The sequence below is a fragment of the Spirosoma flavus genome (assembly GCF_054778555.1).
Map to the genome: position 1 here is coordinate 540,612 of NZ_BAAGZL010000001.1, position 22,717 is coordinate 563,328.

Annotated in this window: 15 protein-coding genes; 3 read left to right on the top strand and 12 right to left on the bottom strand. The window is 49.0% G+C overall.

All coding sequences use genetic code 11. The features are described 5' to 3' along the window. Positions 1-47 precede the first annotated feature (47 nt). The 3 genes from ACYVF1_RS02085 (at position 48) to ACYVF1_RS02095 (ending at position 3,430) form a co-directional block, all read left to right on the top strand. On the top strand, positions 48-2,402 hold the full coding sequence (locus tag ACYVF1_RS02085; protein WP_461075120.1) for a DUF5703 domain-containing protein: 2,355 nt from the start codon (positions 48-50) through the stop codon (positions 2,400-2,402). A 172-nt stretch (positions 2,403-2,574) separates the two neighbouring features. Next, positions 2,575-2,946 (top strand): hypothetical protein, encoded by a 372-nt coding sequence (locus tag ACYVF1_RS02090; RefSeq protein WP_461075122.1) that lies wholly within the window; start codon positions 2,575-2,577, stop codon positions 2,944-2,946. Between the two features lie 34 nt (positions 2,947-2,980). Beyond that, the gene (locus tag ACYVF1_RS02095; protein ID WP_461075124.1) at positions 2,981-3,430 is read left to right on the top strand and encodes a hypothetical protein; all 450 of its coding nucleotides are present in this window, start codon (positions 2,981-2,983) and stop codon (positions 3,428-3,430) included. 70 nt (positions 3,431-3,500) lie between these two features. On the opposite strand, the gene ACYVF1_RS02100 is transcribed toward ACYVF1_RS02095, so the two are convergent. From ACYVF1_RS02100 to ACYVF1_RS02155, 12 genes are all read right to left on the bottom strand, one after another. Further along, complete coding sequence (locus tag ACYVF1_RS02100) at positions 3,501-5,546, bottom strand: aceric acid hydrolase (RefSeq protein WP_461075126.1); 2,046 nt, start codon at positions 5,544-5,546, stop codon at positions 3,501-3,503. A 143-nt stretch (positions 5,547-5,689) separates the two neighbouring features. Beyond that, positions 5,690-6,586, bottom strand: a complete 897-nt coding sequence (locus tag ACYVF1_RS02105; RefSeq protein ID WP_461075128.1) for a sugar phosphate isomerase/epimerase family protein — start codon at positions 6,584-6,586, stop codon at positions 5,690-5,692. A gap of 114 nt (positions 6,587-6,700) precedes the next feature. Next, complete coding sequence (locus ACYVF1_RS02110; RefSeq protein ID WP_461075130.1) at positions 6,701-8,323, bottom strand: sodium:solute symporter family protein; 1,623 nt, start codon at positions 8,321-8,323, stop codon at positions 6,701-6,703. Positions 8,324-8,339: 16 nt separating this feature from the next. Continuing rightward, the gene (locus tag ACYVF1_RS02115; RefSeq protein WP_461075132.1) at positions 8,340-9,479 is read right to left on the bottom strand and encodes a four-carbon acid sugar kinase family protein; all 1,140 of its coding nucleotides are present in this window, start codon (positions 9,477-9,479) and stop codon (positions 8,340-8,342) included. 41 nt (positions 9,480-9,520) lie between these two features. Continuing rightward, positions 9,521-10,615: a 4-hydroxythreonine-4-phosphate dehydrogenase PdxA gene (gene pdxA, locus ACYVF1_RS02120; RefSeq protein ID WP_461075134.1), complete on the bottom strand. Its 1,095-nt coding sequence runs from the start codon at positions 10,613-10,615 to the stop codon at positions 9,521-9,523. Positions 10,616-10,705: 90 nt separating this feature from the next. After that, the gene (locus ACYVF1_RS02125; RefSeq protein ID WP_461075136.1) at positions 10,706-11,635 is read right to left on the bottom strand and encodes a dihydrodipicolinate synthase family protein; all 930 of its coding nucleotides are present in this window, start codon (positions 11,633-11,635) and stop codon (positions 10,706-10,708) included. Positions 11,636-11,644: 9 nt separating this feature from the next. After that, on the bottom strand, positions 11,645-12,793 hold the full coding sequence (locus ACYVF1_RS02130; RefSeq protein ID WP_461075138.1) for an iron-containing alcohol dehydrogenase: 1,149 nt from the start codon (positions 12,791-12,793) through the stop codon (positions 11,645-11,647). Between the two features lie 134 nt (positions 12,794-12,927). Further along, positions 12,928-14,061, bottom strand: a complete 1,134-nt coding sequence (locus tag ACYVF1_RS02135) for a sialidase family protein (protein ID WP_461075140.1) — start codon at positions 14,059-14,061, stop codon at positions 12,928-12,930. Positions 14,062-14,185: 124 nt separating this feature from the next. Continuing rightward, the gene (locus ACYVF1_RS02140) at positions 14,186-16,105 is read right to left on the bottom strand and encodes an exo-alpha-sialidase (protein ID WP_461075142.1); all 1,920 of its coding nucleotides are present in this window, start codon (positions 16,103-16,105) and stop codon (positions 14,186-14,188) included. Beyond that, positions 16,102-19,248 carry a DUF6298 domain-containing protein gene (locus ACYVF1_RS02145; RefSeq protein WP_461075144.1) on the bottom strand — a complete coding sequence of 1,049 codons (3,147 nt, stop codon included), beginning with the start codon at positions 19,246-19,248 and terminating at the stop codon, positions 16,102-16,104. The genes ACYVF1_RS02140 and ACYVF1_RS02145 overlap by 4 nt, the downstream gene beginning before the upstream one ends. Before the next feature lie 109 nt (positions 19,249-19,357). Continuing rightward, positions 19,358-21,001 (bottom strand): pectate lyase family protein, encoded by a 1,644-nt coding sequence (locus tag ACYVF1_RS02150; protein WP_461075146.1) that lies wholly within the window; start codon positions 20,999-21,001, stop codon positions 19,358-19,360. 558 nt (positions 21,002-21,559) lie between these two features. Further along, positions 21,560-22,717, bottom strand: a complete 1,158-nt coding sequence (locus ACYVF1_RS02155) for an endonuclease/exonuclease/phosphatase family protein (protein ID WP_461075148.1) — start codon at positions 22,715-22,717, stop codon at positions 21,560-21,562.

A 22,717-nucleotide genomic window follows, 5' to 3' on the forward strand; every position in this document is an offset into this window, starting at 1 on the left:
TGCTCACTTGCTCTACTATTTTCTCTCTTAATTATACCATTTTAGCCTTGCTACGTTCCATCTTTCATCGTTTATCAGGCCACTTCTGGAATAGTTTATTGCTTGTCAATATTCTAGTTGTCAGTAGTATACGTAGTGGTTCTGCTCAATCGGCAGCTATAGATCAATATAACGTAGTATGGACGAGTCAAAGTAAAAATTCAGCAGAATCGATGCCCTGTGGTGGGGGTGATATTGGCCTGAACGTGTGGGTTGAGAAAGGTGATTTACTGATATACGTATCACGAAGCGGTACGTTCGACCACAATAATACGTTACTGAAACTCGGGCGCATTCGGCTCAAATTATCTCCCAATCCATTCGATGAAGGCGTTACGTTCCGGCAGGAGTTGGTGCTTAACAAAGGGCACGTTTCAATTAATGGCACCAAATCAGGGCTTTCGGCGCAGATTACGGTTTGGGTTGATGTGTTCAGGCCGGTCGTTCACGTCGACATATCGAGTGATAAAGCGCTACGTGCCGAAGCCTCTTTTGAAAGCTGGCGCTACGTTGATCGTGTGACGAAAGGCAAGGAAAACAACGCGAATTCGTATAAGTGGGCCCCGCCGGGCGAAGTCAAAACGCTGAAGGATGCGATTCAATTTAATGGTGATGATGTGGTTTTTTACCATAGAAATGGCCCGGAACGTAGCGCTTTCGACGAAACGGTGCAGCAGCAGGGCTTGGATAGGGTCAAATCGCAACTGTTCAATCCGCTAGCTGACCTGACGTTTGGAGGAAGGCTATCAGGCCGAAATATGAAACCGGCCGGTACGTATCAGGGGCGTTATTTAGATACTGATTTTCAGGGCTGGAAACTGGTCAGTACGAAAGCTGCCCGTTCGCATTCGCTTCTCGTTCACCTGCATGCAGCCAAAGCCGCCCAGTTGGAAGATTGGCAACGGGGGTTGGAAAACGTACAGAAAGAAGCTGATAAGGTAGCAAAAACGGCGCAGCAAAAAACGCAGGGCTGGTGGAATGACTTCTGGACGAAAAGCTTTGTCTGCATCACAAATCCACCAAATTCGCCTGAGTGGCAAGTCGCTCGCAACTATCAATTGTTCCGGTACATGCTGGGCTGTAATGCCTTCGGTAAATATCCGACTAAATTCAACGGTGGCCTGTTTACGTTTGATCCCTCGCTGACGGATTCGACAATGAGGTATACGCCCGACTTCCGCAATTGGGGTGGGGGTATCCACACGGCGCAAAACCAGCGATTGGTTTACTGGCCGATGCTGAAAAGTGGCGACTGGTCTCTGATGAAACCGCAATTCGATTTTTACCTGAATGTCCTCAAAAATGCAGAGTTGCGAACGGCGGTTTACTGGCAGCACAAAGGAGCCAGTTTCACGGAACAGATCGAGAATTTTGGTCTACCCAACTTCGCGGAATACGGCACCAAACGTCCGGCTGGCTACGATAAAGGCATGGAATACAACGCCTGGCTGGAATATGAATGGGATACGGTGCTGGAGTTTTGCCTGATGATGCTGGAAACGGAACGATACGCAGGTCAGGATATTTCGGGCTATATTCCGTTCATGGAAAGCTGTTTAACTTTCTTTGACGAACACTATCAGTATCTGGCCAAAAAGCGAGGCAGTAAAGCGCTGGACGGCGATAAAAAACTGATTTTGTATCCGGGTTCGGCCGCCGAAACGTACAAGATGGCCTATAATTCGACGTCAACCATTTCGGCGCTACGTACCGTGCTGATACGTCTGCTGGAGCTGCCTGGTACGTATTTGACAACCGAAAAGCGGGAATCTTGGAAAGCCATGTTGAGCCGGATTCCGCCGATAAGTTTTCGGTCGTTTGACGGTCATCCGACAATTGCCCCGGCCAAACTCTGGGAGCGTATCAACAACGTAGAAACACCCCAGCTCTATCCGGTTTATCCATGGGGAGTTTATGGTTTGGGCAAAGCCGGGCTGGATACGGCTATCAATACGTATCGGTACGATACCGACGCCTTGAAATTCCGCAGTCATGTAGGCTGGAAGCAGGACAATATTTTCGCGGCTCGGCTAGGCCTGACTGATGAAGCGGCTCGCCTTACGTTACTGAAGTTGAGTGACTCCGATCGTCGGTTCCCAGCTTTCTGGGGGCCGGGCTATGACTGGACGCCGGATCATAATTGGGGAGGGTCGGGGATGATTGGTTTGCAGGAAATGCTGTTGCAAGCCGATGGCCGAAAAATTTATCTGTTTCCGGCCTGGCCCAAAAACTGGGACGTCCATGTTAAGCTTCACGCGCCCTACAACACTACCGTCGAAGCTGTCCTGAAAAACGGCAAAGTTGAATCGCTGCTGGTAACTCCCGAGTCCCGGCGGAGTGATGTTGTAACTATGCTTAAATAGCTTTTAGGAATTTTTTACAGTTCCATCGTATATAGCGTACGGTAGTTAGGCAATAAGCGGATTGCATACTAATTAACTTCTTGTCACCTTTGACGTAAATATGATAGCATAGGTATTATCTTTGTTTAACTTTTAATCGCGTAAGCAGCTAGAATCTTAAACAAAAGCTTTTATGGAAGGTCAGCGTAAAGGTGATGAAGAGACTGATCTTAACTTAAAGTTAAAGGAAGTCCTGATTAACTGGTCAGCAGCGGCTACCGAATTATATCGTCAGTATAATCAAATTAGCCTTTACCTGGACTCAATTCACCAGGCGCCCCGCCATGAAACGAATTGGATAGGGCAGTGCCATGTTCCTCAACTGATGAGTTTGCAGATTACCATGCGAAGTGAACTGGAAAAATTATTGCTTGACCTTGATCAAATTGATAACCAATCGGTCATCAACCGATTAGAACAGCTGGATAATCATACACAATCTTTAAGGCAGCTTAACCAGCAGGCCCACAGACTTCTCGAATTAGCGTTATTATCTGCCAGCTAGGTCTTTATCCAACCTATTCAATTTAGACCATATCATGAATCACGTTGGTAAATCTTTCAGTCAAGTTTTCGAGCGGTATTTGTATAAAGTGGCTAATCAGACGATTGATCTTGCTTATCCTGCTACGCAAACGGAGATGATCAATCTGTTAACAGAGGTGAGTAGAGTGGCTGAAACTACTGAACAGGGGATAATTCAGTCAGAGCTATCCGAGTGGGGACAGATATTACTGAAGCCTGTTGATTGGCGTTCAGTTCATCAACAATGGTTGCTGGAGATTCATCGGGCAAGGCAGGAGCGGACCATGCGCTACATCCAGCGACTTGAAGGAGTAATTGCGACTACTTACCTGCGCTATCAACAGGTAAAAATGAGTTTCTTAAGTGAGCCCCGCCGGTCCAGGCTCGTATCTTACTATGAAGAGGCATTAGCCGGTTATAAACAGCACTTGGTTCAGGTATTAGCTACTAATAAAGCAAATTGACTGATGGTTAAAGTCAGCTTTGTTTAGTGGTTTCTGGATAAAGAATTAAGCAGATGATGATATTGTAGACTCACCGTACTAACGGAATCCAGACGGTCATTTCAGAGCGTCCTCGGTTGCTCCAGGCGTAGTAGGGAATCAGTCGAACCGGTGTTGACGCAGGCGATTTGTCCGACACTTCCCGATAAAGCTGATTTGTCCACGTAGTGTTGTCGATACGTTGCGCATCACCTTCCAGCGCCATCAGTTCGCTATTTTCGATGGTTACGAGTTTGGGTCTGAGGTTGTTTTTCGTCGACAGTCCTAACGTAGTGATTTTCTCCTTGGTGTTGTCAACCGATTCCAGACAGTAAACAACAGGGCCGCGTTTTACCGCTACCTGATTACGTACTTCTTCAACCAGCGGATTTGCTTCGATTAGTTTAACCGGCATCGGCAAGTTGATTTCGACTTTATCACCCGCTTTCCAGCTTCGGTTCAGTTCGGCATATTCCCCCGATTGAATTTTAGCGGACGTAGCGACTCCATTCACTTTAATTGTAGCCCCCTGGCACCAGCCCGGAACACGCACAAAGAGTGAAAACGGTTTGGTTGGTACTTGCGCCAGACTGATCGTTACGGCACCATCCCACGGATAGGCTGTTTCCTGCGTTAGTCGGATTGGCGAGCCGTCTTTTAACGTAGTAGTCAGTTGATTAGCCCCAAACAGATTCAGCCATAAACCTTTGTCGGATACGCTATACGCATAATTACTAACCTCAGCCACGGTACGTACTGTATTCGGCGGGCAGCAATTCGACAGGCGAATGTAAGGCTGCCGGCCGCCCATCCAGCGCATATGATACGGATAATCATCTGACGCACTTAACGGATTGGTATAGAAGAATTTATTTCCGTCCAGACTAATTCCCGACAGGATGCTGTTGTACAGCGCCAGTTCCATAACATCCGCATATTTGGCTTTGCCCGTAATTTGTAGCATCCGGTAGTTCCAGAGCAAATTGCCAATGTTGGCGCAGGTTTCGTTATGGGCAGAATGGTTTGGTAATTGATACGCCTTCCCGTACGCCTGATGAATTTTCTGCACGGAGTCAGGTTTATAGGAAGTTCCTTCCGGCGAAACGCCATCATAAAGTGCTCCACAGCCGCCCGTTACGTACATTTTACGATGAATTACATCATCCCACATTAAATCTAACGTAGCGAGCAGCGTACTATCACCCGTTTCGGCAAATACGTCGGCAGCACCTGCAAACAGGTAATTAGCCCGAACCGCGTGTCCAATTACCTTAGTCATCTTTCGAAACGGAACCCGGTCGGAGTTGTCGTCGGTACCGTCCGTCTGGCCGCGAATGTCGATAAGCTTCTGAGCCAGAGCCAGATACTTTGGCTCCTGCGTGGTGCGGTACATCTCGATAATGCCCATGTAGTGCGATGGGCAAATGGCGTTACGTGCCTGTTCGGGACTAGCGTTGTTGTAAAAACCGATCAGGAAATCAGTCGCTTTTTTCGCGATGTTCAGCAATGAGGTTTTGCCCGTAGCGCGGTAATGCACGCAGGCTGCCGTCATCAGATGCCCGAAGTTGTAAGCCTCGAAACTGAGCTTATCACGGAAGGCCGCCCCATCAAACATCTTCTTCTCACCGGTCTTTTTCTGCTGAATAATGGTCTTCGTATAAATGTAGCCGTCAGGCATTTGGGCTTTGCCAATAACGGCGATGGCATCATCCATCAGGGCGTCCAGTTTTTTATCGTGCGTCAACGCATACATACCCGCCAGCGATTCCAGCGTTTTGTAGAAATCGCCGTCGTGAAATGAAGGGCCTTTGGCATTTCCTGATGCCAGTCCAGCCGCAATTTTAAAATTCTCGAACGAGTGACTGACTTTCGCGTTGGTGTACGTATCCCAGAGGTGCGGCACCATCGAGTCCCGGCAAACTTTGAAGCGATCTGCCCAGAATCCCGTTGTCCACGTAACGTCACTCATATTGACGCCCTGCAACCGAACGAACTTGCTTTGCGACGTATTGACCAGGCCTTTTTGCTGAGCATGGCTGGTTATACTGCCAACTAAGAACCAACTGATACAGAATATATAAAGCGATTTACGTAGCATAGTTGGGCGATTGCGCTGAGGTAATGTAACGGTTTGGAATGTGTCAGCGCATCAATCAAAATTAATAGGAATAAACCGCTATAGAATATGCTATTTTCACAACCCGTTGTAGGATATTATCGTACTACGTCTCCAATCTGGCCTTAACCCGCCTGAAAAATGGATTTTAGATACGTAGTGTTGGCACCAAAATTCTTCTTGACGTTACGTGGATCGGCCGCATCGCGCGAGCGTTCGACGACCAGCCAGCCTTTCCAGCCCATATCATCCAGCGTTTGTTTTACTTTTTTCAGGTCAAGCCGGGTGTTGTTCTGAAGCCACACGCCATCTTCGTCGGTGCAGTGAATCTGGCAAATTCGCTTTTTGCCCAGAATGCGTAACTCATCGTGCAAATCGCGTCCGGCTTTGAGTGGATTAGAGAAATTGAAGTAAATCTGGATGTTTTTTGAGCCAATTTCATCCAAGAGTTTTACTTCCCCCGCAGCGTCCAACGACGTTTCGATACCGACCACAACGCCTGCTTTCTTCGCCATCTTACCAACCACTTTCAATCGCTCGACAATGACCGGTCGCAGTTCGGGATTTTTTACCAAGTCGCCCTGTGTGCCCAGCGGCAGAAACGCTACGTTGACATTCATCGCCTTCATCGTGTCGAAGCAATCCTGAATCATGCGCTGATACGTTGGTCGAGTCGCAAACGACTGCGCGTAGAAACCCGACATGGCCAGCGAACAGATTTCCAGATTGAGTTCCTTCGCTTTATCCAGAAACTGCTGCCGTATTTCGGGATTAGCCAGTTGATTATCAAACGTATCACGCTGGCCCAATCCGCCCATATCGACTTCCAGACCGTCGGCACCAATGTCTTTGGTGAGCTGAAAAGCACCCAATTTCTGCCGCTTCAGAATCATTAAATCGACTACAGCAATTTTATAGGTTTGTTTTTCAGAAGGTTTTGCCCAGGCCCATGCGTCGGGCAAGCATAATCCGGCGGCCATGAGCGAACTAGACGTAATGAATTGTCGACGAGAGAGTTGCATACGTAGTTGAGTTGTATGGCGTTTTTGTCATGCTGACCGGTCCGCCGGTGCGGCAGGAAGCATTTTAACGTATCATTACTTGCAGGCAAGGATGCCTCAGCATGACAAAAACGTTTATTTTGGGCTTGTGGCTGAGAGTTTAAGCTGTGCAGCCGTCGTGGAATCTGTCGAATCTTCATCTGCGTCAGATGACAGAGATTTCTTGCGCCAGCCGCTGTACAAAAGGTTTTGATCCAGCTTTGGTTTTGGAAAGAAGAGACTTGCTACGTAGCCAACGCCAATAACAACCAGATGGCTGTATACGCCCAACATCAGTTTATGATGCGTGAAATTGTAATTACCAAGGTCTAATAAAAGCCGTTTATTGTCGCCGTAGCCGATTTTGGTAGAGGTCAGGAAGGCATAAGCCGTGAACAGAATACACGTAACAATGGCAATATTTACCCCCTGCCAATTAGCCCGCGCACTGAAAATGCCCAGCAGGAAAATCCCGACAATACCACCCGAAAAGATGGCGTATAATGTAAAGACAATACCCAAAACGCCCTCATTACCAGCTTGCAAGTAAATGGCGCCAATCCCAATTGCAATGAGGCCGGAGATGATAACAATCGTTTTACTGACCGTCAGATATTCTTTATCGGTACGTGCCGGACGGGCTTTTTTATAGAAATCTTCCAGTCCAACAGCCGCCAGTGAATTCAAATCCGCACTGAGGCTGCAAATAGCCGCCGAAATCATAGCTGCGAGAATGAACCCAACCACGCCCGTCGGAAATTTCGTCATGATGAAATACGGGAAAACCGCATCCGGTCGCAGATTTTGGGGGAGGGGATTCTGCTTATAGTAGACAAACAGCGCGGTTCCGATAAACATAAACAGCGCCCAAACCGGCACGGTTAGCGAAATGCCCAGAATCGACGCTTTGATAGCCGCTCTGTCGGTTTTGGCAGTCAGATAGCGCTGGACAACGGTCTGGTCAGTGCCGTATTTCTGGATGGCGTAGAACATGCCGTTAATGACCATCACGACAAATGTGAGCTTCGTAAAATTCAGATCATAAGGCCCAAAACCGGTTCGCCCATTCTCCGAAGCCGTATGAATGACCTCGGAAAAACCGCCGTTGACAGAAAAAAGAATGACCATTACGCAGAGAAGTCCGCTGGCAAATAGCATAAACCCCTGAAAAACATCCAGCCAGATGACCGCTTCAATACCCCCCAGTAAATTGACCGTAATGATAATCAGCCCAACCACGATGATGATGTAGAACGTATCAGCGCCAGTCATATTCGTCAGCGCTACAGACAGCAGAAAGAAAACCGTTCCCATCGATGAGAACTGCCTGAGTACAAAAGCGATAGAGCTATAATAACGAGCAAACGAACCGAAGCGCTTCTCGAAATATTCATACGTACTGAGGCCAATAACTTTGCGATACAATGGCACAATGAACCAAATGGTACCTAGCAAAATAATTGGCACCATTAACCCCTGTACCAGCAGCAGCCAGTTCGAGGAATAGCCCTCACTTGGATAGCCCAGGAATGTAACGCTGCTGATTAGCGTAGCCAGAAGCGACATACCAATTGCCCAGGCGGGCACCCGACCTCTGGCGGCAAAATACGTTTCGGTGGTACGTTGATTTTTCGCGTACCGCAACCCGAAATACAGGTTGATAATCAGCACCGCAACGATTATAAGGTAATCAATTAGGCTAAGGGTTGGGATCGACATTCGGTTTAGGAATTAATCAAAATGTCCATAATTCCGTAGGCCAGCGATAGCTTCCGGGTTTCATCGTAATGTATAATGGCTCGTGGCCGATAGCCAGACTTCGAACCACACCAGTTGCCAGTTCATGTGTCGGAGCAAGTTGCGTAACGCCAATTTCACGTAGCACCGCCGACGCCGTTGAGCCGCCTTCGATAATTAATTCATCTACGGAAATCTGATCAAGCACCTGCTTCACGGTTTTTGCCATGGCGCTTCGTAGCTGGACCGCCTGTCCGGTAGTATTCGCGTCTATCGCAATAATTACCTGTTCATGTCGCTCAAAATACGTAACGATTTGGTCGGCCCAATTGGTTAGTTCATCGTCTTCCTGATCAACGGACTGCGCCAGATTATCGGGCATGTAGCAGACACAATTTGCGACCAAAGCCGCCTTTTTCACCAGTTCCGCGCTACGTTCAAAGGCTGTTCCACACACATAAAACCTGCGGTTGCCCAAGGTGATTTCTGGACTTGGTTCGCGTTTGGGAACGTAGTGTGTGCTAAGAATTGCTTCAAAGAAACCCGCACCCCCGCCCGGCAACGTCTGCTCATCGATACGTCCGGCCCATGTTTTTAGATCGCCCTGCGTTCCGGCCTCCCCAATAATAATGCCCGGCTGAAGCGAGGTCGTTGTGGGAGGCAGAACCGATAACGCTACGTTGTCTACCGATAACCGCTTCAGTATGTTCGACTCGGTTATCGGAAACTCCGGATCTTGCGAAAAATTAGTCTGGTGAATCAGTTCGCCCTGAACGTAATAATGACCATCGATCAGCATTCTACCCAACGCAGGATTCGCCGGAACAATGAGTGCTTTGTCTAAATTCAGTACGTTCAGTTGCGCGCTGACTTCTGCAATTACATACCCACGTAGCACCGAATCCGTCTTTTTGTAGATCAGTTGTGGCTTCATAGTACGTAACATAGCGCTCACCTGGGTCATTTCCTGCACAGCTTCCGACTCAGAAACAGACCGCGCATCGGTGGCAATGACGAGCAAATCCGCCGTTGATTGTGGGTTAACTGACATCGCCAGCTCAACCGTCAAACCAAAGGTTCGGCCAATGCCTGCCAGTTCCGCTGCTCCCGTTAAATCATCCGCAATGACAGCAATCATAATTAAAGAGCGAAAGTGTGAAAGAGTGAAAGTGCGAAAAACTAAAAGAGTGAATACTGACGCAAGTTTTTGTCGCTCTTTTGCTCTTTCGCTCTTTCGCTCTTTTTATTCCTCGCTAACTGCACTGCCGATTCGATGGCCAGAATCATCGCATCGGGGCTGGCTACGCCTTTTCCGGCGATTTCAAACGCGGTTCCGTGATCGACGGAGGTACGGATAATCGGTAAACCCATCGTGATGTTAACGCCTTTCACACTATCCATCTGCTTTTTTTCGGCGTTCCATTTGAAACCCGTTAGTTTAAACGGAATGTGGCCCTGATCGTGATACATGGCCACGACACCACCGTAATAACCCGTAGCCGCTTTAGAGAACAACGTATCAGCCGGAACTGGGCCTTCTACGTCAAATCCACGTCGTTTAGCTTCTGCCACGGCGGGTGCGATTTCTTCATCGTCTTCCGTACCAAACAGACCCGAATCGCCAGCGTGTGGGTTTAAGCCCGCTACGCCAATTTTCAGATTCGTTTCACCTAATGAAATCAGTCCGTTATGCAGTAATTCGATCACTTCAAGGATACGGTCTTTTTTTACCAGATCACAGGCTTGCCGAAGCGATACGTGCGTCGATACGTGAATCACTTTTAGCTGATCCTCAACCAGTAGCATTCCGTATTTCTTCGTGTTGGTGTAATGCGCGTAGATTTCGGTATGCCCGGCGAAATGATGACCGGCTTCGTTGATGGATTTTTTGTTGATCGGCCCCGTTACAGTGGCGTCAATTTCGTCAGCCAGCGCCAGATCGATGACTTTTTTCACGGATGCAAACGCGGCTTCGCCCGCCATTGCTGAGATTTCACCGAATTGTAAATTGTCAAGCGCTACGTTGTCGAGGTCATACACGTCAATCGTGCCGAACTGGAACGTAGCGTTTTGAATGGAGTGGATAGGATGGATTGCTACGTTCAGGTTCAATCGTTTCGAAATATCCGCAAACACACCCGCATCACCTACCAGAACCGGATTGCAGATTTCGTATATAATTGGATTCAATAGTGCCTTCACGGCTATTTCGGGACCAATACTGGCCGGATCACCCATCGTAATCCCGATGATTGGTTTCTCTACGTTGTTCATTATTAGTCAGTTTTCTGTTTACGGTTTTCTGTTTCCAGTTGGCTGACGCATAGTTCACTAACTGAAAACAGAAGACTGAAAACTGTGAACTTAAATTTGTATTTCCTCCTTCGCCAGTAATTCAGCAAGTTCGGTTTTTAGTTTATTTTCTTCCTGTACAGACTGGGGTTGCAGAGGGGGCATCATGGTTGTTCCGCAGAGGCCATATTCCTGCATGAGCACTTTCAGCGCCCATAACGATTCGCCCAGCGTTCGGCCCGACTGGTATAAATGACCGAATACATCCGACTGATTCTGACAGGAAAAAGCTTTTTCTTCGTCACCCGTCTGAATCGCTTTCATCATGTCGCGATAGATGCCTGGAAACAGGTTTCCGGTGCTGGGCACCAGACCATCACTACCTGCCAGTATAGCATGAGCTGACCGGGCGGCCCAGCCCATAAAATGGCTGAAATCAGGCCGATTTGCCCAAAGCGCTACCGACTGCGTCAGCCTATCCATGCTACGTTCTGAATCTTTGACACCAACAATATTCGGGTGATGGCTTAGCTCATCAATCACAGAAATTGGAATCGACATTCGGGTTGTAGCGAAGATATTGTAGATGATCATCGGGCCATTTAGCTGATCGGCTAACTGCTCGAAATACCGCTTCATCTGGTCTTCCGACAAGGCGTAATAACAGGGAAGGGTAGCCGCCACCGCATCGACACCCGCATCGAAACAGTAATTCGCGAACTCCGCCGACTCCTCCAGACAATTCGCGGAGATGCCTGCGTACAGAACCGTGTCTGTGGATTGCCGCCCAGCCGATTTTAGTCGGGCGGCTTCTTTCACGTAAGCCTTTTTCACCGACATCGGGAGTGACGTCGCTTCACCGGTTGTCCCGAGAACAAACGGCATGGCTTCACTGGCCTGAATGGTAGACACGATTTTCTCAACGGCCGCCACATCCAATCGATACGTTTGGGTCAGTGGCGTAACCAGCGGAACCACAACACCCTGGTATTTCTTTTTCATAGTCATAGCCTAATAAGCGGCTGAATAAATAGCGATAGCATCATCACGAGTAATTTCCCGCGGATTATTCTTCAATAAACGAGTGATTTTCAGGGCATCGTCAGCCATTTGCGGAATCGCGTCTTTCGGAATCCCTACGTCGCGTAAACGTTTCGGTATACCACATTCCCGGATCAATTCCTTGATTTTCTGTACACCCCTTGCGGCTGTTTCAGCGCAATCCTGCCCCCGCTCGCAGCCAAGCGCCGTGGCTACCTGAGCGTATCGACACGTTGCTGCCGGAATGTTAAATTCCATGACATACGGCAGCAGCAACGCATTGGAAAGTCCGTGTGCCAGATGGAACATGCTCCCCAGCGGATACGACAGCGCATGAACCCCTGCCGTATTGACCGGCCCCAAACAGAACCCACCTAACAAACTTCCCATCGCCACCTCCGAGCGAGCATTTTCATCTGCTCCGTTACGTACTGCCTGCACGATGTTGTTGGCAATCAGGCGCATGCCTTCGTATGCGTACATGTCGATGAAAGGCTGAGCGAATTTGTTAGTGTAAGCCTCCAGACAATGTGTCAGCGCATCTATACCGGTAGCGGCTGTAATCGATGGTGGAACGCTCATCGTCAGTAGTGGGTCAACATATACAATGTCGGGCACCAGAAACGGGCTGATAATTCCTTTCTTCTGATTGTCAGCATCATCGACCAAAATGGCGTTCGGCGATGCCTCACTACCCGTTCCCGACGTAGCAGGTACGCAGATGAGTTTTTTGCTACGCCCGCTCAGGTTGCCGATACCCAGCATATCGGTGAGCGTCTGATCGTTTTCGAGTTGCGCGGCTACAAGTTTCGCTACGTCGAGTACGCTGCCGCCACCAATGCCCAGCACTACGTCGGGGTTGAATGGCGTTACGGATTTCATCAACGTAGTGAAGTCGGCAAACGACGGCTCCTGCACGATGCTGGTATCAGTCTGAACCTGTATTCCGTTGGTTTCCAACGTATCAACTAGATTCTTCAGCGCAGCCAGCAACGGACTGATCGTAACCAGCAGCACACCCTTTGGCGCTAACTGAATCATCTCATCAGCCAGTTTCGCCAACGACCCTTTGCCGAAGACCAGTTTACCGGGGAATTGTATGGTTAAAAATTGACTCATTATTTCGAATCTCTGTCTGAGCTCTTTTGTCATTCCGACGCAGGAGGAATCTTAAACTTTCCTAACACTCAGGTGAGGGTACTTTAACCGGGCCGCCGGAGCGGATTCCTCCTTCGTCGGAATGACAAAAAAGTTTAATCCTTCGTAATCTCTTTGGCAATCGGTGCAGAGTACCCATCCAATGTCGGCCAGATACCGTTTTCAATTGGCTTTAACTTCAGTTTCTTCGGATCGATAACCGCATGTTTGATCTTCTGCCGACGCCACGTATAAATCACGTGGACCATTCCGTCACTTGTCTGAATCACAGACGGATATGAATACTGACTAATGGGTGAATCTTCCAGAATCATAGCGGCTGACCAGTCCTTCCCATCGTTCGAAATTGCCAGATTCAATGGCGTGCGAGGCCCTTTTGCCAAATCGCCCGGCGGTAATACGTGGTTATACACTAATACCTGCCGACCATCTTTCAGCGTGACTGCGTCGGTGCCGGAGTTGTTATTGGGTAAGTTTGTTTTGGCCAATGGCGACCAGGTTTCGCCGTTATCCGTCGACCAGGACTCTTCAATAGCGCGATCTTTGCTACGTGCCAGAATCTGAAGTTTACCATTGCCGTAAGACAAAATGCTGGGTTGAATGGCGTTCAACGATTTCCCGTCGTTGATCGGGCCGATTTTGCGCCAGGTTTTGCCAAAATCAGAGGTTATCTCGAAATGCAGTTTCCAGCCATCACCTTCCGTGCTGGAAGGGCAAACCAGATTTCCGTTAGCGAGTAAAACCGGTTTGTTTTTGACCGGACCGATGTAGCCATCGGGCAGTTTCTTAGCCGCCGACCATGTACGCCCTCCATCCGCCGACGTTTTCAGTAAGCCCCACCACTTCGACGGACTTGGCCCAACTTTGTAAAACAGCATCAAATCGCCTTTGGGAATCTGATATAAAACAGGATTCCAGCAAGCGTATCGCAACGTATCGTTGACGATGCCATTCGCTACGTTCTGCGGAGCCAGCCACTTACCCTTTTCTTGTCGACTGATCCAGATACACACGTCCGGATTTCGTTCTTTGGTGCCTCCAAACCAGGCCGAAACCAGTCCGGTTGGCGTTTCAGCAATAGTAGCTGCATGGCTTTCCGGGAAAGGCGGATTTTCAACCACAAACTCATCCGTTACCAACCCCGATTGCCATTTGGCTAACTGAGCGAACGTAGCACTGGAAAAAACCAGCGTGACGAGTAAGGTTATATAGTGTATTTTATTGACCATCTCATTATCAGGATTTTTTTATCATGCTGACGAAGGAAGCATCTTAAGGTTTCCTTATTTGTAAGTCAGGAGGCTTTAAGATGCCGCTTCGGCGGTCCGATTCCTTCGCCAGCATGACAAAAAACTATTCAGCTCTATTCTGCAATGCGCTTGTTTTGAAAGACTTAATCACGAAAACGGCTTCAGGCTCCAGTTCACCACCTTTTGGTAGATCATAATTCTGGTCCGTGGGCGTATCGGCATCCGGGAAACGGCGTACCTTACCCGTTCGGAAAACGACCCGCCGGAATGAAGCCACAGGCGCGAAAAACAACCGCGCCCCTTTAGACTGACCATTGACGAACGTAGTAAACATGCGCTTGTCGCGGTCCAATTCGATACGTACTTCGTATTGTTTTCCTGCTTCGTATTTCTGAATGTTCGAATCGCGATAACCCACTTTAGCTTTAAATAAACTGTCGGCGTCGAACATCAGACGTACTGCTGGATCGCCTTTCGCATCCTGGAACTCAATGTGTAACGTACCTTTGTTTGTCTGTTGTGGTGCTATCGAAAATTCAACAGCCAGCTTTTTAGAATCTGGAATAACGCGCTCAGCTTTGGCGTAATCAAAGGGATCTTTATCACGTAGCACCAGTGATTTCACTCCGTCTACCGATTCGATTTTGGCCGATGCGTAGATTGGGCTGTAGATATTCCAGCGTTTCAATTCCTCACCCGCGGGCAACGTAGCGAAGGTTTCGTTTGGGTGCGTAGTGACTTCGTCGGTGATGGGAACCGGAATCTTGGAAACCCAGATATCTTCCTTATTCACACTGTACGTCACCCACAAATTGCCATCAGGAGGTGTGCCGTTACCTTCTTCGATGCCCCGAACGTATTGCGGTCCGTAAGACTTGTAAGCGCCACCGTAGCGCATGGACGTAATCTCGCCGTTAACCAGCAGTAGATTCGTGTAATTCAGTCCGTCTTTGCTGGTCGACAAGGCTAACGGCCAACGAAATTCCGACGGATTATAAACCGTAACGTACTGCCCATCTGACATTCGCTGACCCCAGATTTTGGCATTGCTGTTTACAAATCCCGGCGCCCGAAGCGGGTTGTAAAGCCAGGTTTTACCATCGTCTTTGCTAATCGTCGTGAGCGCGTGCTTCCAGAGACCAACCACCCGATTATCAGGTAAATGGTAATAGCTGAACGCCTTAACATCTTTCTTCAATGAAATCAGCGGATCGTTCCGGTCGGCTTCTTCAATCCACTGCTGCATCATCAGATTGTTGCCCAATAGTTCGTTGCAGGCTTCCACAAATCCCTTGTCTTTCGACGTCGTATAGAACGGATACGCTGACTTCGTTTTATCCCAGGACGTATTGTTTCGAATGAAGTAGATCGGGCCAAACTTGCCATCGGGATAGATCTCGCGAACGACCCGCCCGATGCCGTTACCGTCATTGGGGTCATCTTTCGGTCCCATCACGATGCCGTAAAACCCAAGCGTCAGCAGCCTTTTGTTTTTCGCTACGTAGAAACCCATACGCTGGTGCATCACCGCGTACAAATCCTTGGCTACCTCTGGTCGGCCTTCCTTTTTCCACCCATCCGGAATTTTGTACGGCGGAAAAACGACCGTCGGCTTCGACCAGCTTTGGCCATCTTTCGAGGTTAGAAGTAGAGTCTGACCTGGTGGTACGTGTTCACCAACCGGATTGCTCAAAAATTGAACGTAGTACGTGTTGTTCCAATACGTCAGCATGGGCGCGTGGTTGTACGTCCAATTCAAGCCACCCGCTAACTCTGGATGTTCGCGATTCGCCCGAAAAACCTGAATGTTATGTACGCCCACTGCCGGACTTAGTTGCCCGTGGTGATAATCGACATTCGACAACGTAGTACCGACGTAACGAACGGTGTCTTGGGCGTGGAGTTGGGTGATGCAGAGTAAAAGCAGTATTACCCATACCCCTAAATCCCCTAAAGGGGACTTTGTCCATACATAAGCCAAGTCCCCTTTAGGGGATTTAGGGGTAAAACGAAACCTTCTCATAACCCTTTACTTTTTTTAACCCAAATCACTTCAGCACCTTCACTCTGCTTCTTCAGACTAACGACACCGCCACCTTTCACTACGTCGTTCAACTTGGTGATCTGCCCCGTTTTCGGATTTACGTAATGCACTGTGAACGTACCAGCCGCTTTCGTCAAATCAAGTTGAACCGCATTCAATGATTCATTGTAGAAAATATAGCCCGTTTTTTCGACACCTAATGCCCATTGACTGGTAGAGTTCTGTGATAACTCAACCGGCTGCATTTGCGTGGCATCGGCCAGAAATTGCGGGTCGGACAAAGGTGGTACGTTCGGCATGGAGCCTCCAGCCATCAGTACTGCCCAGCCCATTGAATCATAGCTGTCGGCAGAATACGTAACAGCCTTCTCCGGGAATTTCTGCCGATATTCTTTTACGGCTCGATACACTTGCTCAAACGAACTTTTCTTCGGCGGAGTCAGGCGGGCGTGCTGGCGTGGAGCCAGATTCTGACCACCGGCGGGCGCATAGGTAGTGCCGTTAGCCTGATAATGCCAGTACCGAATGTCGATCAGATTGACAACCGAGGCCCGTTTGGTATCGGCCAAAATTGCATCCTGAACATCCTTTGTTGTGCTTAGGCCAACAATCACTTTTTTGCCGGTTTCCTTTTCCCATTCACTGATCGTATCCAGCCAGAATTGCACGAATGACAAGGGGCCAGTGTACTCAGCACTAATGAGTTGAATTACGCCCGTGTTGCCCACGAAATTATTCAGACACTGCTGAATGTAGGCCCGATGCAGCGCCCGCCGAACCGGATTCGATACGTCGTAAAACTGCTCGGCCATGAAAATCCGTTTGTCGCCCGCGTAAGGTACAGGTTCAGGAAAACCCGTGTTATTGATGTTGTTGACAGGTCGCCAGGGGAAATCGGCGTAATGCGCACCGGCTTCGATAATGTTGTGCTGGAAATAATTTTCGTGAATCAACGTAAGCCCTTTCTGGTCAGCCAGATCGGCATATTGTTTCAGTCGATTCCAATACCAGTGATTGTATTTGATTAAATCATACTTGCTCAGGCCATCCCAGGCGGTTTCTTTGCCACTGCGGGCAAACGGCAACTCATAAAACGGTGGCCAGACATCCCCATCCATCCGACGAATCCGTTCGTGATCGTCGCGCCGACGATCGTACCAGAGACCGTAGTTATGATCAATGGCCAGTACGTTATCAGCCTTAAGCGAATCGGTCATTACGTCCAGATCGTCGGTCAATCCTCGGCCCGTCATCCCCGGTACGTAGCGCGTAATGTGTGGTTTCGCTCCGGCTATTCCGTGAGGCCGTGCGCTGCCGTTCCACCAGGTTATTTCCTGCCGCCGACCAGTCAGCAACGTACTACCGCGAACCAGTTTCCCCTGCTGAATCTGCATCGGTTCTGCCTTTTTGACAAGTTGCTCTTTGGGAAGCCCGATACCATCAATTGACCTCGCTGTCGACGTAGCAGGAATGGGTTGGCGTTGAGATGCGGCTGTGATAAAATCGTATAACGTCGGCGCTGGATTAACGGCCTGTTTCGTAAGCGCAGCCGCTACGTCAATCCTCGGACTACTTGACGCTTCCGAATCAACCGGCAACAGAATGGTCCGGGACGTAACACTTTCACCCAAACGGTCTTTTAATTGAGCATAATATAAGCTCCGGGGCCGGATGTGCTCATTCGACATATCCCAATAGCCATCTCCCGAAAACTGCGCCCACGTACCGAACGCCCAGTTTTGCGCTGTTGGAGGGTGATAACAATCAATGCGGGAAGCAGTACATTGCCAGAAAACACTGTTGGCCGCATTCCAGCCTGCGCCCTGCTCATCCTGTCCGCGATTAGCGAAACGTAGCGCGTTGCCATCCACATTCACTACGTCGAACAAAACGCCCGACGCCCAACTGTCGATACTACCGCTGAAACTGAACGGAAGATGCGACTCACACTGCACAAAGGCATTTGGTCCGGCACTACAAAAACCAACGGCAAAATCGTGAATGCCCGATTCGGCGTAGAGTCTCTGACAAAGAACTTGTTGCCCTTTGACAAAGAACGTATTACGTCGTTCGCCCCCAATTTCAGAAATCGGCTCCAGCGACTGGCAATCTTCAATGGTGATACGTTTAGCTGACTCCTGAACAAATACAGCCGAACCAGCAAAATGCCGAAACATAACCTGCCGAACCCAAGCGTCCTGTACGTTTTCGAGAACGATAGCCATCCAGCGATGGTCTTCGTCTTTAGGATTGGTTTTATCGAATGTCGAGGCAAGTTGCAGATTTTCAATCCCGGTATGCGTGATACGTCCCGGCCAGGTATAGCGGGCGATTGTTCCGCCACCGTAAGTAGAATCTAACGCCGTTGTGAGGGGGGCATCCAGTGTGATTTCAGTGCCATTGATGCCGGTGATTTGCCGATCCCAGAACACGTCACGTTGTCCCGGTTTCCAGCCTAGTGCCGAAAGCCCTCCGCCGAACGTATCAGTCCCCAGCTTCTGAATCCATTCTTTGGTTGATGGACGACGAACCTGAACATAATCACCAACCTTAAAATCTGCTACGTTGCTAACTCGGATTTTGGTCGCATTAACAGGGACGTAACGGTCTGAAATTGAGATAGAAGCCGATAAATGGCGGTCATTTTTACCCGCAATTGTTATGAGGTTTTCGCGACTGAAGCCGGTTCCGAGAAGGGTAGTTACTCCCGTACCGCTACCACGTAACACTACGCCCGAAGCCGTTATAGTGAGGCTACCTGCTACTTCATGAACCCCTTTTTCCAGCAGAACCGCACCCCGAAAACCGTCTTTATTCATCGGCAGCGATGCTACGTAGTCGATGGCCGCCTGAATTCGGCGAGTGGCATCTCCTTTACGTGACGGCACTACAACCTGTATCGCTACGTTCGGAATAGCCTGTTCGCCAGCCTGATAGCCGCAGTACGAAAAATCGAGAATGCGGTTGCCCAATTCATCAGGCGTGTACACCAAATGCCCATCGCTCCCCAGTGCTACCGGTTTGGGCGGAGCGGGCTTCTTCCCTTGCGCACGTACTTCGCCCAACTGCCCGAAAGTGAGCAGAAGCGAAAGAGTAGCGGCAAAGAGGTTGAGTTTGAGCACGGTTTAAGAGAGTTGCATTAGGCTCCGACAGGCTCCGGCTGTCGGATTCGCGATAGCGAATAATTACGTAACTACAACCGACAGCCGGAGCCTGTCGGGGCCTATGCAACTACGTTCTGGGGCGAACCTGCGCAACAGATACTACGCTGTTCAGATACTCTTCGATGTTGGTATAACCATCCTTGTTCTTATCCTGGCTTGCATCAGACGCGTCTTTCGGGTTTAGGCCATTCTTGATTTCCCAGGCATCGGGCATGCCATCTTTGTCCGAATCGGTGTAAGGTGCGCCTTTATATTCAGGGTAACCACCTACCTGTATCGGGTCGGTGATGATACCGTTTTTATACGAATCGATGGGTAAACGACGGTGTTTGAACTGCGTTTCCGGCAATTTAACTCCTTCTTTATAAGCAATCTTTCCCGTACGTACCTGCTCAACGATGCGTGAATCAACAGGGTCGCGTTTGGGTAACGTAGCACCGGCATTTTCCAGCACAAAGTCGTGCGCCTGCTTAGCCGTTACGATGGTCAGTTTGGGCATAGGCAGCGGCTCTTTCCATTTGATATTAGCCGTGTATTCACCTGCATTCGCCTGATCTTCAACCTGAACACCACCGTCCCAATTGTCTTTCGTAACCTTATCGTTTCCTTCAACGATGTTACCTGCTACGTATGCCCGTCCGTATACACGATAGGGTAGTTTGCTACGTCCTGATTCGGGTTTTAAAATACGGTAGGCGAGGGGCGAATTTTTGGGTGTTTCGGGGCCAGGCTTGTAGTAGTTGTTGATAATATTGTACATAGCCGTATAATCGCCCCCGTCCATCGACCGGTGTACCCAGTTGAAGATAACGTTGTTGGTAAAGTTGAAAATACCGTTCCAGCCAATCGACGGATTACGGCCCGCGTTGTCGGCCCAGAGGTTGCGCATGAACGTACAATTTTCGCCACCTAACGTACTGCCGAAAGCGTGATTCCACGTATCGAGCGCTTCCGAGAAAATAGAATTCTGAATCGTGATATTGACCGTGGGTAGTTTTTCCTCTACCGTCTTACCCGTGCTGTCGTTATACATATGGCGGTACATCGACATGTTTTCGTCGAGGCCCCAGCTTGCCGATACGTGATCGATCATGATGTTGCCGATTGGGTTTCCGCCAATCGAATCGTCGCGACGACCCACGCCTGTTTCGCCCCGCCGGAACCGCATAAACCGAACCAATACGTCGTGCGTATTGATCCAAACCGATTCGCCCGCTACGCATATGCCGTCGCCCGGAGCCGTTTGTCCAGCGATAGTAATGTAAGGGGCTCTGATAATCAGTGGACTTTTTAGCTTGATGATCCCTGCTACGTTGAACACGACGGTACGTGCGCCCCCTTGTTCGCAGGCTTCCCGCAACGTACCGGGACCGCTATCGGCCAAGCTCGTAACGACAATAACTTTGCCACCGCGACCGCCAAACGTATAGGCACCACCACCTTCCGCACCCGGAAAAGCTGGAATACTTGCCTGCGGCAGATCGACCGGACGGGCTGCCCAGGGGATATACGGTTTTCCCTCCTTCGCTTCTTTCGCAATAATTGGCTTCGCTTTTTCCCAGGCAATATCGGACTGACGCCAGGACTCTTTGAGAAGGTCATCGCTTGCCTTCTGAACATCAGCCGGAATGGTCGGATACTGCGCCAAAGCACTCGGCTGTCTGCCTAAAAGGATGGCGGTAAGCACTACGGGAGCAATCAGTTTTTTCATTGTCGGAAATTTCTGTTGAGCGAATTGCCGGTAAGGTTATGATTCGGGTTGTATTATACCCTCAAAATAAGCCTATAAAATGCGGCAATATCTATATCATTTTTTCGGCAATGTATAGGATATTATCATTCCCTCTTAAAGTGCTATTAAACACCCCCAAAACAGACGTTTTTGAGAAGTTAACGTATAATTATTGATTGAATATTATTTTGGAATACCTGGTGGGATTGCCGGAAACCGTGATTACGTCGCTGGGAGTATGCCTTCTTACTGTTGAACCTATTTAAGCTTATGTATAGAGAACTTTTTGTCATTCTGATGTACGAAGAATCTTCAAGGTTCACAATGCTCAGGTGAGGAACCTTTGAGATTCTTCGTACATCAGAATGACAAAAACGCTGTTTTTTGACCTATCTTAGAAAGTTTAAACAAGTTCATTGTGATACTATTCTACACTTTCTGTGGATCTACAGGGCACAAAACATTACAGGCATGCGAGCTGCCCGTTGCTGAGTCTTCACAGGAAGAACTGATCCGCGAAATTGCTACGACTTCTCTTTAGCTTTTCGCTTCGTTTATTTTTTCGTGCGCTTCTTCCAGATCGTCGCCTTCCGGGCGAGGAATTTCTACGTCCTTGTGCGCCTGATCACTTACATACGTCAGTGCAACCAGCATCGGAAAGTGATCCGAGCCGCAGTTGGGTAAACGCTGGATGGTCTGCAACTGAAAATGATTGGAAACGAAAATGTGGTCCAACGGCCAGCGCAGAAAAAAGTAACGCGCGTGAAACGTATTATAAAGCCCGCGGCCAATCCGCGGATCAAGCAATCCACTAACCCGCTGAAACAAACGCGTCGTGTGCGACCAGGCTACGTCGTTCAGATCACCCGCTACAATGACCGGGCCGGTTTTAGTCCGTGCTTCTTTCCCCACCAGAATCAACTCGGCATCCCGTTCTGTAGATCGGTAATGTTCCGTAGGGCTTGGCGGCATCGGGTGGACGCCATAAAAATGAATCAGCTGGCCTGAGGGTAATTCAAGCTGCGCGTAAATCGACGGAATATCATCCTGAATCAGAAACCGTAGTTCGTGCGAACGTATCGGAAAACGGGAATAGAACAGCATGCCATACGTATTTTCCAGCGGATACAGGATTCTATGCGGGTAAAATTCCTCCAGATCGGTCAACGCATCCTGCCATTTCTGATTTGCTTCCAGCACGAGTAGGATATCCGGTTTATGTTTCTCCGCTAGCGCTTTAACCTCAGGCATCTGAGTATTTTCCATGAAAACATTCGCTGTCAGAAGCCGGATTGTGTTGCCTTTTTCTGAACCATTTCGTTTCGACGCTGAGAATGAGACGACTTGCTGCTTGTGTAAGGGCGTAAAGGGGTAAATCAGCCAGGACTGATACAGCAACGTTGCCAGTAAACCGATAGGAACAATCAGCAGAAAACCATCCATATGATGCCCAACTACCAGCCAGCCCATCAGACCAATTGCTGCCAATACGGTAAGTTGTAAATGCGGAAAGTCCCAAACGCGAATCCACCAATAGTCGAGCCGGATCAGGTTAATAAATGAAGCAATGGTAATGCAAATTGAATAGATAAGTAGCACTAAATCAGGAGCAGGCATGGTCATGTTTGGAATGGCATCTGATAAGCAAACTTCAAAACCCTTCCGAAGTTTTTGCCATACTTCCTTTAGCCGCAT